Annotated in this window: 9 protein-coding genes; 1 reads left to right on the plus strand and 8 read right to left on the minus strand. The window is 40.9% G+C overall.

What is annotated here, in order from left to right; genetic code table 11:
* Positions 1–12 precede the first annotated feature (12 nt).
* The 6 genes from CC97_RS00675 to CC97_RS19895 form a co-directional block, all read right to left on the minus strand.
* Entirely contained in the window at positions 13–645 is a 633-nt protein-coding gene (locus CC97_RS00675) for a hypothetical protein (protein WP_044973202.1), read from the minus strand.
* A gap of 2 nt (positions 646–647) precedes the next feature.
* Entirely contained in the window at positions 648–1,289 is a 642-nt protein-coding gene (locus tag CC97_RS00680) for a DUF4391 domain-containing protein (protein ID WP_044973204.1), read from the minus strand.
* A complete protein-coding gene (locus tag CC97_RS00685; protein WP_044973205.1) occupies positions 1,289–4,516 on the minus strand; it encodes a helicase-related protein in 3,228 nt (1,075 codons plus the stop codon). The genes CC97_RS00680 and CC97_RS00685 overlap by 1 nt, the downstream gene beginning before the upstream one ends.
* Positions 4,517–5,231: 715 nt before the next feature.
* Positions 5,232–5,528 (minus strand): hypothetical protein, encoded by a 297-nt coding sequence (locus tag CC97_RS18375; protein WP_049962584.1) that lies wholly within the window; start codon positions 5,526–5,528, stop codon positions 5,232–5,234.
* On the minus strand, positions 5,512–6,264 hold the full coding sequence (locus CC97_RS00695) for a hypothetical protein (RefSeq protein WP_049962585.1): 753 nt from the start codon (positions 6,262–6,264) through the stop codon (positions 5,512–5,514). The genes CC97_RS18375 and CC97_RS00695 overlap by 17 nt, the downstream gene beginning before the upstream one ends.
* Before the next feature lie 381 nt (positions 6,265–6,645).
* Positions 6,646–6,804, minus strand: a complete 159-nt coding sequence (locus CC97_RS19895) for a hypothetical protein (RefSeq protein ID WP_156036724.1) — start codon at positions 6,802–6,804, stop codon at positions 6,646–6,648.
* 102 nt (positions 6,805–6,906) lie between these two features.
* Between CC97_RS19895 and CC97_RS00700 the strand changes: the two genes are divergently transcribed.
* A complete protein-coding gene (locus CC97_RS00700; protein ID WP_044973206.1) occupies positions 6,907–8,235 on the plus strand; it encodes an MATE family efflux transporter in 1,329 nt (442 codons plus the stop codon).
* An 87-nt stretch (positions 8,236–8,322) separates the two neighbouring features.
* Here CC97_RS00700 and CC97_RS00705 read toward each other — a convergent pair whose 3' ends face one another.
* Both CC97_RS00705 and CC97_RS00710 read right to left on the minus strand, forming a co-directional pair.
* Entirely contained in the window at positions 8,323–9,747 is a 1,425-nt protein-coding gene (locus CC97_RS00705; protein WP_044973207.1) for a sensor domain-containing diguanylate cyclase, read from the minus strand.
* A 284-nt stretch (positions 9,748–10,031) separates the two neighbouring features.
* Positions 10,032–13,475, minus strand: a complete 3,444-nt coding sequence (locus CC97_RS00710; protein ID WP_044973210.1) for a glycoside hydrolase N-terminal domain-containing protein — start codon at positions 13,473–13,475, stop codon at positions 10,032–10,034.
* Positions 13,476–13,809 lie beyond the last annotated feature (334 nt).

Below are 13,809 nucleotides of genomic sequence, written 5' to 3' on the forward strand. Positions count from 1 at the left end.
TTAAACTTTCTCCTACTCAATAACTTCTAATTTAGATATATATTCCCGTACACAATTATTTAATTCTAGCCATTTATTATTGATGATTGTAGTTCGCTCATATTCTTCAGCTGTAAATGTTTCCTTTTCTTCTTGTGATGCAAAAAATAATACATCGAACCTTCTTTGAAACGCATCAAGTTGTAGACGGCACAATTCTAATATTTCATTATATTTATTATACAAATCCACCGAGATAAAAGCACCGTTTGCAAATAAAGCATCTTGTGCAGTAACAACAGCATTATTAGCATCTATATAATTATTATTTTCATATTCTTTTCTTTTTTCTTTATTTGTTGGTAAATACACCAATCCAGTTGGAATCATTATACTGATTTTTTTAATAGCAGTACTAAATTCTTTACTTAGCGTTCTATAAATTTGAAATTCTGCATCAAATCTTACTTGACTTACATATTCTTTTTTGTTTAATTCTGTTTTGTATTTTTCTAATTTCTGTTCCAACTTATTTTCATACTTAGAAGTAATTCTATCAGCAATATAATTTGATGAAAATTTAATAACTGCAGTAGCTATGCCACCAATACCGCCAGCACTTACAATACATGCTACTACAATAGATGAGACTTGTGATAAATCCATTACTATTCCTCCAACTTCTTTATAAGTGTTTTCAACTGTTTATTTAACTCTACCTGTCGGTTGAATTGTTTTTCCTTGCGTACCTTTGCACGAAGTTTTTCAATTTCTTTCTCAAGCTTCTCACGTTCATTCTGCCGCTCAACAGATTCTTTCAGGCTTTCACTCTTTTCATTTGAGAGTGTATCACCTGCTATCTGACGAACAAGATTTTCATAGACTGTATCCATATTCAGTCCGTCTATCTGTAAAGAAAAATCTTCTTCAGTAACCCAGCCAGTATGATAATAGTTACCGACCTTAAAGGCTGTATTTGTACTCTCTTCCTTGTAACCAGTCCAGAGCTGATAACGCTCCTCGTATTCAAGTATAAAAATCAGATGGTAGTGCAGTTCCTTATCCATCTGACGCAGAACGTTTACATCAAGCTCGCTTGTTTTAAGCTTAATGAAAAAAACTTCAATCTCTTTAACAGTATTCCCCTTTTCAACATTAAGCGTATCGGAAGAAAGTTTATGTCCCCAGCGTATTGAATTGATCTGGTCAATGAAACTTCGTTCCAGTTTATTATCTACACTGAGTTTTTCGTAAAACTTATTTTTCGGTATGAGCTTTCCGAAATACGTACTTTCAGGTAATCCGAACATTATCCTTCACCGTCCTTTACAACAAGGAAGCAGATAAGTTCAAAATCCTGCAGCCCGGAAATATCAGATACTAGCGCACTTGTGCCGCCAGTGCCGAAAAGACTGTCGATGTCACTTTCCTCTTTTGTATGAATGATCGAATCAATCGCCATACTGAGAAGTTCACTCATCTGCGACATATCCCTGCCGTCGTCGGTTTCTTTGTTAAATTCAGCACAAAGTTTTTTAGACGGTTCCGACTTTCCTCTACAAAGCAAACGAACATCGTCAAGAAGTTTTTTCGGATTTAAATAATCACATAGTACTTCACCGTCTACTCCGATATAAACCATGTAGAACGGATGAATACGGTTCTGATTTCCTATGTTTACGCTTTCATTGACATTACGAAGAACAAAAATAACACCTTCGCCAAGTTCATCAGTTGCAGGAACAACGGCATGAAGTCCTTTCGGCTTCTTTTCGATGTCCTTGTGTGTTTTAAGGTATTCCAGCAGATCAAGACGGTATTCATTTAATCCCAGATCCATGATGGAAATTCCGTCGTTCATTTCTTCCATATCAACAACTTCATTCATCATCTTTCGAAGCTGTGAACTTCTGTATTCGAGATCACCTTTTTCTTCTGCATTGATAAGATCATCGTCACCGGTCGAAGTCATTACAGAGATCTTCATTCTCATTTCAACACGGGATTTCAGATTCAAATAATCGTCAAGATCCATGTCCGGCCAGAAGTTCACAAGCTGGATAACATCATTTCTGCTGCCAATACGGTCGATTCGTCCGAAACGCTGAGTGATGCGGACAGGGTTCCAATGGATATCGTAATTGACCAAATAATCGCAATCCTGAAGGTTCTGACCTTCTGAAATACAGTCCGTTGCAATAAGAATATCAATCTCCTGTGTACTGTTCGGCATAAGAACATCACGGCCTTTGGATATCGGAGAAAACAACGTAAGAACGTTATTAAGGTTTGTTCTTTTCAGCTTTATCGTCGTTCTGCCTTCAATCATACCAGTAACAGCAGCTGTTTCGAGTCCGAACTTGTTCTTTACAAATTTGCTGACGTTTTCGTACAAATAATCTGCTGTATCAGAAAATGCGGTGAAGATTATCATTTTCTTGTTTCCAGGGTTGATAGGCTCATTCTGTTTTTTCGTAATCAGTTCATACAGAGCCTGAAGTTTGGAGTCATGTTCAGGAGTAATATCTTTGACCATGAGAATCAGAAGCTCCAGTGCTTCGCGGTCTTTATCCAGATCATCACGCCATGAACGGTAATCCATATCAGAAAGATCTATTTTTATTTTCTTTCCGACCATAAAATCAGTATTACTGTCGTCAATGTCGAAATCTTCATCTGACATCTCATAAGCATTCAGATTCCCTGTTCCGTATTCTTCAAAAGAGTTTATGCTTTTTATTGTCGAATCGATAAGGCTATGAATTCTTTGAAGAGTAAGAGCGAACGAATTAACGGAACTTTCAAGTCTTTTCAGAAGATTGATAGCCATGAGTCTGCGTATACCAAGTTCGCGGTTTGACTGTCTGAAATTATCGCTGACATCCATATACTTTGAAAGCTTACTTTCAAATATGTAGTGTGACGGCATATAGACGCAGAGCGAAAGATGCATAAGTGTGCTGTAAATTTCGTTGTAGTTCACTGCATCATCAAGATCAGTGAGCTTAGGTGTCAGTGATATCGGTTTAAGTCTGTCAGGAAACTTGCCTATCTTCGCACTGTTATAATATTTCTGAATATGTTTTCTTGAACGTGCTATCGTTACGCTGTCAAGAAGTTCGAAGAAATCAAAATCCAGCATACGCAGCAGAACATCCGTTGTTCTCTGTTCCTTTGGATAACTGCTCCACTCGTTGAACACTCTCTGTGCCTGACGGAAAATCTGTTCTATCGGTTTCTTCGTATTAAGCTTTTCACTTAAGTTTTCCGAACATCCTTCATACGCAAGTGCAAGCTGATTTCGAAGATCAGTAAAGTGATTGTTTACCGGTGTCGCAGACAGCATAAGAACCTTTGTCTTTACACCTGCACGAATAACCTTGTCCATTAGGCGCTGATATCGGTTTTCATGAGTGTTTGAATGAGTACCTATACCGTTTCTGAAATTATGAGATTCATCAATTACTATAAGATCATAATTACCCCAGTTAAGGCGTTCAAGATCAAGTCCGTTTGAGTAACCACCGTCACGTGAAAGATCGGTATGGAAAAGAACATCATAATTTAAACGGTCTGTTGCAATCGGATTATTTACATAGTTATCCTTGTATGTATTCCAGTTTTCCGCAAGCTTTTTAGGACACAGTACAAGTACGGTCTTGTTTCTGTTTTCATAATATTTAATAACTGCCAGAGCGGTAAATGTTTTACCCAAACCTACGCTGTCAGCAAGAATACAACCATTATATTTTTCGAGTTTATTGATAATTGCAAGAACTGCATCACGCTGGAAATCATAAAGAAGTTCCCATATCTTACTGTTCTTGAATCCGGTCGCTTCATTAGGCAGATCATCTTCTGAAATATCTTCAAGAAACTCACTGAAAACATGGTAAAGCGTCATGAAATAGATGAATTCAGGTGAGTTTTCATTATATGCAGTGCTGATGCTTTCAATTACAGTTTCTGTTACATCTTCAAGTTTGTCTTTGTCATTCCATAAATTATTGAAGAGAGAAATATACTGCTGAGCAAAAGGAGTATCGAGACACTGAACCATATTATATGCGTTATTACCACGATCACAGCCTATATCCGTTGTTGTAAACCCAACTATCGGAGAAAAAGCCGCAGCATCTTTTTCATTATCGACAGTAACAAAACCAATCATTCCGTCACCGCTGATATTTGAACGGAACTGAACCTTTTTGCGTATCCAGTCAGCACATTCCCTGGCAATTGCCTTCTGCGTCATTTCATTACGGAGCTTGATTTCAAATTCTGTTCCGTAAAGGCCAGACTCACGATCTTTTCGAGGAATGAAAAATTCACGTTTCTCCTTTTTTGAAGACTCTTTTACAAAAGTCGGAGAAGTGAAAATAAAACGAAGTTCATCTATACTGTCCAGCTGTTTCTTTAGTTCTTTATATGCATACATTGAAAAACATGAAGCTGCAATTGTTATTTTACTTCCGCTTTTAATGCTGTCTATCAGTTCGTCTTTTAAAAGTGTATTAATATTATCTATGACTTTCAAATGCAAAATACCTCCTTCACAATGGAGTAAGTTCCGTCACTGTTTTCCGTAAATCTATGATAATATGATTTTTTCTATAAAACGCAAAAAAGCCTGAAAGAACCTTCAGCTAATGCCGAGAGCTCTTTCAAGCTTTTCTTTTAAATATAAAATTGTGGCAAAAATATAAACAGGCGCAGTTATTCTGTCTGTCTGTCTGTCTGTCTGTCTGTCTGTCTGTCTGTCTGTCTGTCTGTCTGTCTGTCTGTCTGTCTGTCTGTCTGTCTACAAATTATGCGGTATTCTGACATCCTTGTCAACCCCTTTTCATAAAAAATCATCATTCTCTTCATTTTCGTCAAAAACGGCAATGAAGATAACTTTATTATACACTATTTTAGCATTTATGTCAACAAGAGCAGTTAAATATTATATCAATTTGATTGCTTCAAGCCTTCTCCATAACGCATCAACCAAGCCTTAAGTACACAAACCTCCGCGCTATAATAAAAAGCAAAAGCCGGCAATGAGGGAGTAGGTGTTGGGAAAGGGTGTGCAGAGGGAAAACCGAAGGAAGAGGGAGAAATGCCGGCTTTTACTGCGGTTTTATTGTTCTCCCTCTTCCTAAGGTTGTCCCTTTGCATAGACCTATGAAAATCACCATTACTTAAAATAAAAGAGAAATCCCTGAGGCAGCATTCACATACCACCTCAGGGAAAGATAATTCATATTCAGTTAAAGAGTTTTACCGAGTGATTCAGCTATCTGCTTTAATGTGTCAATATCCAAACCGGAATATCGTTCTATTTCATCTACAGGTTTTCCTTCATTGATCAACATTTTAGCGAACTCTTTGACAGCACGATCTTTTTCCTCAATTAATCTGTCCTTTGCTGCAAGCTCTTGTTTAGCTGCCGCTAATTCCGCTTTTGCTGCATAAAGATCCTCAGTATAATATCCGCTTATATTGCACATTCTGTCCATCACCTCATTATATTCCTTCGTCATCTTAATATCATAATCTTTTTTCAAGTTTGTCCTGCTTTTCTTTCGATGGTTTATTCTTTTCGAAAAGAACACTTAGCATATCGATAAGCTTGTTACCGCATTTACCTTCATCTCCGTTTGTGTGAAGGCAAACAAGGATTGTTTCCATTATGTCGTAATCCTTTACCGGCAACTCCGCATCTCCAAACACATGTTTTTCTGTGACTTGATATCGGTTTATTGTATTCTGATATTCCTTCTCCGGATTGATACAGATCCATATAGAATACACCTTTTTTATCTTACCATAATCCGATTCTGTAAATTCCACACCATACTGAGCTGATATCATTCTTGCATCGTAATACAATCCTCTTTTAACAAGAGGATATCCCGGATTAAACTTATTCTGTGCCTCAAGGTTTATATATACTTTCGTATATTCTTCCTCTCCAGGTATGTGAATAACAAACCGTACATCGTAAGTAACTTTCCCCTCTTTCAGGTCGTTATCTTCATTTCCAGCCTGATTTATTTTCTCAGGCTTTTCCGTACGGTCATCTTCATCCCTGTGTACAGGAACATTAGCGATCTCCGGCTCACCGATAATGCATTCATCTTCAATTGTCTTCAGCGAAAGATCTGAAAGTTCGGGAATACACGATTTTAAAATTAAAGCACTTATTACCTTATAGCTTAATAAAGCCTTTGCACCAGCATCCATGTATTCTGCGCCTTCAAGTTTTTCGAGTACATGCCAGAACATTGTACGTATTTCCATATTTCCTTTTCTGCCTCCATTATATCACTTTTTTCAGTGATATTCAAGTTTTTTAAATTTACTGTAGCAAGTAGATTATACCATATATGCCATATCAATGTCAATACATTTTCTGATATTTAGCTTATTATTACCATGGTAGATAGAATTGTAGCAGTAACTTCCTGAAGGAAGAAATAACACTCCCTTCTCCATAACGCATCAACCAAGCCTTAAGCCCACAAACCTCCGCACTATAATAAAAAGCAAAAGCCGGCAATAAGGGAGATGGTGTTGGGAAAGGTTGTCCCTTTGCATAGACCTATGAAAATCACCATTAATTATAATAAAAGAGAAATTCCCTGAGGCAGCATTCACATACCACCTCAGGGAAAGAAAACATCAGTTACACTCCGCAAGTAATTCATCAATAACTTCATCTGCATCAATACACATTCCGGCATCAGCCTGAGCAAGTGATCTGTCTATGCGTTCCAGCAACTGTTCCTCAGTTTGAGGCATAAACGGTTTTAAAAAATGTCTGTTTTCAAGCCTTGACATTGATCGTATTTTGCTGTAGAATGAAAATTACCTTTTAGAATACGCAATTACAGTTTCTGAGGTTTAATATATAGAAAAAGAAAAAATTGGGGAGAACAGCAAATGTCTATAAACGAACGATATACCCGTTACGTGTCTCAGAATATACTGGGCATGCTGGGTTTGTCATTTTATATTCTTGCGGATACGTATTTCATTTCACGTGCGGAAGGTGCAGGCGGTATTACGGCGCTGAATCTGGTGCTTCCGGTATTCGGGCTGATAAACGGTCTGGGTGCAATGACCGGTGTCGGATCGGCGATATGCTACACCATAAGAAAGGCAGTGGAAGATAAGAAAGCGGATCTTTATTTTTCGGGTGCAGTCTTTTCAGCACTTCTTATCAGTATTCCCTTCGTTCTCGGAGGGCTGCTTTTTCCGTCACAGATACTTGCTTTTCTGGGCGGCGATGAAACGATACTTGCCGCAGGAACATCGTACATACGGACGATAATGACGTTCACGCCGCTGTTCATGACAAATGCCGTTGTGAATGCATTCGTCAGAAATGACAGGGATCCGTCACTTGCAATGGCAGCGACGCTTATAAGCAGTCTGTTCAATATCGCATTCGACTACATTCTTATGTTCCCGATGAAACTCGGAATGCTGGGTGCAGGTATTGCGACCGGATGCTCACCTGCTGTGGGTATTCTGATCTGCTGTGCACACTTTTTTAAAGAATCAAACACACTGAAATTTGTCCGCGGATTTCCTTCAGTCAGAAGATTTCTGTACGCCTGCAGAGTCGGCGTTTCTGCTCTGATCGGTGAACTGTCATCCGGTATCACTACTGCGGTGTTCAATATTCTGATACTGAGACTTGCCGGAAACACAGGTGTTGCTGCCTACGGAATAATCGCAAATATCGCACTGGTTTCCACTTCCGTATTCAACGGTGTATCGCAGGGGGCTCAGCCGCTGATCAGTGAATCATACGGAAAAGGTGATGTCCGTTCTGCGGTTTACGTCTTAAGCAAGAGCTTTTTCACTGTCGTTCTCCTGTCAGCTGCTATTCTGGCATGCATACACGGATTTACCGGACCGATAGTGGAAATTTTTAACTGTGAACACTCCGCCGAACTTGCAGCATATGCAGACAAGGGTGCGAAGCTCTATTTTCTCGGATTTCTCTTTGCCGGTATCAACATAGCCGGATGCGGTTATTTAAGTGCGACCGAGCAGGCTGTAAGCGCATTCGCATGCTCACTGTCACGCGGAGTTGTGACAATAGTATTATGCGCAGTTATAATGTCCGGACTGTTCGGAATGACCGGTATATGGCTTTCGTTCCTGACATCGGAGATCATTACTTCTGTGCTCATGATAATATTAATGTTCCGTACACTGTCCTCGCTTTTTGTGACAGACGGAAAACGAGCATATAAATAAATAAAAAGCAGGTGTCCTTCATTCAGGATACCTGCTTTTTATTTCATGTTTATCATTTACTGAAGCGTCTCAGTCAGTATTCTCTGCTTATTTTCTTCGTCTTTCCGGGAAACGTGCATAGTAGCTTTCCTTGTCAGCATACATACGCTCGTCTGCTGTCCGCATTGCCCTTCGTATATCGCATTCTCCCTCTTCAAAGCAGAATCCTATCGCGAAACTAACATTTTTCAGATCTTCGGCATCTTTACGGAGCTTTTCCACATGTTTTTCGAGTTCCCCGCAGGAAGATTCCCAGTCAATGATCATAAACTCATCGCCGCCGGCACGGTAGATCTCGCCGTCCGGAAATTCGTTTTTAAGAATTTCTGCAGCATCTTTAAGAAGTTTATCACCTGCTGTGTGACCTTCAGTGTCATTTCTCTGCTTAAGTCCGTTCAGATCGGCAAAAACCACACCCAGAGTTTCAGAATTTTTACCATTGCTCTTTATCATCCAGTCAACACGGTTGTTCATTGCATTACGGTTATATGCTCCTGTAAGCATATCAATACTGCTCATTACCTTAAGTTTATCGACCAGCTGATAATTGGCTATTTCCGAAGCGATAAGCTGAGTCGTAAGTTCAAGGACTTCCTTTATCATCATTGCATTTTCCACTTCAAAGTTTGCCACCCAGATATATCCGAGCGTTTCTTCATTGTACTCAAGCGGGAAAAGCACAAGACTGGTCACGCCGTCATTTACAAGTGATTCGTGCCACACAGGATTACGTTCCTTAAGAACTTCCATGTCGCGGCTGTTCTTGATGATAATACACGTACTGCCGGCAATCGTAGCCGGCCATGTTTCGACGATGCTGAAAAAGTCTTTATATTTGGTATTGATGATATATTCCAGTTCAGCTACTTCAATTTCTTCATTAACAGACTTGGCAAGCACGGAACACTTTCTCTCCTTAAAATCTGTAAGGAAAACGCAGCACCTGTCAGCCTTGCAGATCTGACGGATCTCTGAAACGACCTGTTCCATGTTTATTTTAAAATCCTTTGCACCCTTCAGCTTAAGAGTTGTTTTAAGCACTGCTGAAGATATATCTGCAGAAAGATCGGCCATGCGGTCATCACTTTTGTCGTATGTGAGTTCCTGTGTATAACTGCAGTAACCGATATTCGGATCATCAGAAGCAAGCGGCATCATGTACATGGAGATCCAGAAGTTGTACCTGTCCGGATGAATGTAAGTGTGATACGGCTTTTTCTGAATTGCACACTGAACGCATGCTGCCTCGAAGTTCAGATCTTTCGGAATATATTTTTCATAAGGTGACCCCGGAATAAATTTATTGTGGAGCATGCTTGACGATGACATATGCTGAGGATTTTCAATGGAATCGATGTATGCCTTGTTTCCTGCAGCCAGACGAATGTTACCGTAACTGCCGTCAGCTAACTTTTCCACTGAAATAATACAGGTCATAGGTTCAATTTTATCTACAAAATCCTTAAAATCCATAAATGTATCTCCCCGTCCCTTAAAAGGCATTTTTTTTATTATAGCACATTTATTCTGATTTGTCTATAAACCATGCCTTATGAACAGCATAAATTTTATATACTGTTGTAAAAGCCGCTAAAAAAAGCACACCGGAAAAGAACCGGTGTACTTTTTGCAACAGTTTATTTGTTTAAGAAAACACTGATTAAATCGGAAATCCGGCTTTGCCGGATTTCCGGAGGTGGGATTTGCGGGGCTTCGCCCCGGAGCCCCCGCTGATTTATGAATAAATCAGTGTTTTCCTAATTAAGAATAAGTTCTTTTAACAGACAGAAATCGGCTATATTTACTTTACCGTCATCATTGATGTCAGACTGTTCCCTGTCTATCGCGGTTCTGTTTCCGTACATATAAGTACTGAGATTCATAAGATCGGCAGATGTAACCGTTCCGTCTGAATTAACATCACCTTTTGAAGCGGATGCATCTCCCTCAAACTCATACCAGTCAACGTTGAACAGATATCCGTCAGAACCGGTAAAGACAAGATAGAGGTCTTCCGTTCCGCGGCAGTTTTCAAGTGTGCATTCGAAGGTTTTATATGCCGACCATTCGCCTGTCGGATCGATGGTGCATGTTCCGGCCAGTTTTCCGTCCGGGCTTCCGAGACGTACTTCTATTTTACCTCCGTCAGCTGCACTAGATGCACTGACACGGAAAGTTCCTGCACCTTTTCCGAAATCAACATCAGCAAGAGCAAGTGAGGAACCGCTCTTTATATACCCGAGACATTTTCCGCTGCCGCTTTCCTCTACACGTATGCCGCCGGTCAGAATATCACTGTCCTCGGCCTGCAGTTTCTGCGCATATGCGGAAACAGTTCCGGCAGAATCTCCTTCCGACCATACTTCAAACTCAGCTACAGCAATACCGCCGGCATTGTTCTGAGTTGATGTTTCAAGCAGAAGTCTTACATATCTCGCCGAAAACTCAGAAACATTTCTGGACACAACCGCCTTTGTATTTCCGTAAACAATATCTGCATCAGTCCATGATGTACCGTCATCACTCTTCTGAAGTCTGAAATCCCTTGAATTGTAATTGCTGTTTCCGTTAACTCCGCCGAATTTTACAGCCCAGCGGCTTATATCGGTCTTTTCGCCGAGATCAACAGTCATCCACTCACCGTTAAGCTTTCCCTTAGCCTCCCACATTGTGGAATCAGAACCGTCTGCGGCTGCTGATGCGTCACCTGAAGACGCAGTAACATTTCTGCCCTTCGCTGCATTCGCAAGCATAACCGGCTTGTCTGTAAATGAAAGAAGTCCGCTTAAGTGATACTCTCCGCCCTTTTCAGTTTCAAAGCTGATGGTTTTGTTTCCGTATCTGAGATTGCACAGCTTACCGGAATTCGATTTGATTGTTACATCCGTCAGTCTGCCGTTCTGCCAGTTCATTTCAGAAACTTCAAAATTACCGCGTGCACAGAGACCGTTTGCGTGTCCCGTGGACCACGCTGCAGGAAGTGCAGGGAGAAGTGTTATTTCATCATTTGTGCTCTGCAGGAGCATTTCAGCAATACCGGAAGTAAAGCCGAAGTTTCCGTCTATCTGGAAAGGAGGATGTGCATCCCAGAGGTTTGCGTAGAGTCTTCCGCTTTCAGTACCGTTGACCGGTGAGATAAGAAGCTTGACAAGATTATAGGCATGTTCGCCGTCCTTAAGCCTTGCCCAGCAGTTGAGTTTCCACGCTTCCGACCATCCGGTTCCGGCATCTCCGCGGTTTTTCAGAGCCTGTGCTGCAGCTGCAGATATTTCTTCATTTGTAGTCGGACTGTATTCGCTTCCCGGGAAAAGCCCGTAAATGTGTGATATATGTCGATGGGTCTCACGCGGATTGTCCCAGTCTTCAGCCCATTCCATAAGCTGACCGTGTTTTCCGGCAGCCGGAGGTTTTATCAGTGAAAGCGTCTTTTCATAATTACTGTAGCTTGATTCTGATTTACCGAGTATGCGTGAAGCGTCAACAACATCTTCAAAAAGTTCTCGCGTAATGGCATTATCCATTGTAACGCCGGCAGATACATAGTGGTTTGCACTTACCGGAAGAGCAAGTTCCGGTGATACGCCCGGACTTATGACCCTGTATTCCTGACCGCCGAAACTCTGGTTTATCATAAGTCTGTCAAGGAATTTTGCGCTTCCTTCAATTACAGGATAAATATCAGCAAGATATGCCTCGTCCTGATTAAATTCATATGCGTCATAGAGCATGTTCGATATCCATGCACCGCCGACAGGCCAGAGCCCCCATGATCCGTCAATAGGGCCGGTTCTGTTCCAGATATCAGTATTATGGTGAAGCACCCATCCTTCGTCAATACCGTACTGCGTTTTCGCTGTTTTGCTTCCGTTTACAGTAAGAGCCTTTGCCTTTTCCACGAAAGGAGTAAAACACTCGGCAAGATTTGTGGTGAATGCAGGCCAGTAGTTCATTTCATAGTTTATGTTAGTCGTTGACTTACTGCCCCACGCCGGTGACGAATACTTGTTCCATATTCCCTGAAGATTCATCGCCTGCGAATCACGCGATGCGCTAATCATGAGATAACGTCCGTACTGGAAAAGTGTTTCTACCATTTTCGGATCATTGGTCTTACCGAATTCGCTAATACGGCTCTCGACTGTTTTGGCATTTGTGACAGCACTGTCGCCGCCGAGTTCAATGTCCACTCTTTTGAAAAGCGACTGATAATCTCTCAGGTGATTTTCATAGAGTTCATCCCATGACTTGCCCTCAGCTTTTTTCATATCAGCCGCAGAATCACCTTTTTCATCGCCGTTACATGTATTTGAATCAATAAAATTCGTTCTTATCGAAGTAAGTATCATTACGGAGTCGCAGCCGCTTACGTTGATTTTTCCTCCTGAAGCAGATACTGTGCCGCCTTCATTAATGACTTTTGTCCTTGCTGAGTAATAAACAGCGCCCCTTGTACGCAGATCATCATCACCGTGTCCGTTAGCTACGATCGTGTCACTTCCGTCGGTCTCAGTCTTTCCGTTGAGCAGTCCGTCATATCCGACGGACATGGAAACGGAACCTTTGCTTTCACATGTGATCCTTGTTACCATTACCTGATCAGGGTAGCTGACAAACGATTCCCTTTTATATCTTTTGCCCTGATAAGTGTATGATGAACTGGCAACCGCAGTGTTCATGTCAAGTTCACGGCTGTAGTCAGAAACTTTCTCGTGACCCATAGCAAGCTTTAACATGCCCACCTTCTGATATTTTGCCTGTCCGCCTCCGATCATTTTAGAGCCGACGATACCGTCCGCATCAGCGTATTTGCCTTGTTTTATCAGATCCTGTACCTGTTTAAGATATCCGGCAGCTCCTTCCCTGTCGTTTGAACCGGGTCCGGCGCTCCAGACCGTGCATTCATTCAGATCGATCCACTCGGTCGGACAGTTGCCGTATACCATAGCACCTATACGTCCGTTTCCGAGAGGAAGCGCCCTGTAGAATGATTCACTGTTATCCCAGCAGTTGTCGGTATTTTTAGTACCGGCTTCGCTGGTATAATGCATTACCAGATCTTCGTCATAGTCAAAGTTCTGCGCTGCATAAGCAGTGTCTGATGTGATAAATTCCGGAGCAAGCCACTGTCCTCCCACAACCGAAGAAGTAAGCAGGAAACAGGATGCAGCCGAAAAAGCCAGCATTCTTCTTAAAACATTCATAAAATCCTACCCCTTGTCAAAATACTTTACACACACACTATGATCATACAGAGCCTTTCTCTGTATCTGATACATAAGCTTATCCACATTATAGCACACTGCACGAATATTTGCAACATACTAGAAAATATTTTAGTATATATTTCGACGCCAGATAGAAATTCTGCAATTTACTTCATAAATATCTTTTTACAGAATCAGCTTAATTCAATAAAATTCTCTATGAAATTTATAAATATTCAAACAAATAATAATATCTCTTGATAATAATTTGTTTATATGATATAATATTATTGTAACCGACAAATTCATTTGCCGTACATCGTTTTTATGA

The sequence above is a fragment of the Ruminococcus sp. HUN007 genome, assembly GCF_000712055.1.
GTDB lineage: Bacteria > Bacillota > Clostridia > Oscillospirales > Ruminococcaceae > HUN007.

What these genes read in the sequence shown, in the direction of transcription:
- CC97_RS00675 (WP_044973202.1), bottom strand. Translation starts at nt 645, where the DNA reads ATGGATTTATCACAAGTCTCATCTATTGTAGTAGCATGTATTGTAAGT.
- CC97_RS00680 (WP_044973204.1), bottom strand. Translation starts at nt 1,289, where the DNA reads ATGTTCGGATTACCTGAAAGTACGTATTTCGGAAAGCTCATACCGAAA.
- CC97_RS00695 (WP_049962585.1), bottom strand. Translation starts at nt 6,264, where the DNA reads ATGGAAATACGTACAATGTTCTGGCATGTACTCGAAAAACTTGAAGGC.
- CC97_RS19895 (WP_156036724.1), bottom strand. Translation starts at nt 6,804, where the DNA reads ATGTCAAGGCTTGAAAACAGACATTTTTTAAAACCGTTTATGCCTCAA.
- CC97_RS00700 (WP_044973206.1), top strand. Translation starts at nt 6,907, where the DNA reads ATGTCTATAAACGAACGATATACCCGTTACGTGTCTCAGAATATACTG.
- CC97_RS00705 (WP_044973207.1), bottom strand. Translation starts at nt 9,747, where the DNA reads ATGGATTTTAAGGATTTTGTAGATAAAATTGAACCTATGACCTGTATT.
- CC97_RS00710 (WP_044973210.1), bottom strand. Translation starts at nt 13,475, where the DNA reads ATGAATGTTTTAAGAAGAATGCTGGCTTTTTCGGCTGCATCCTGTTTC.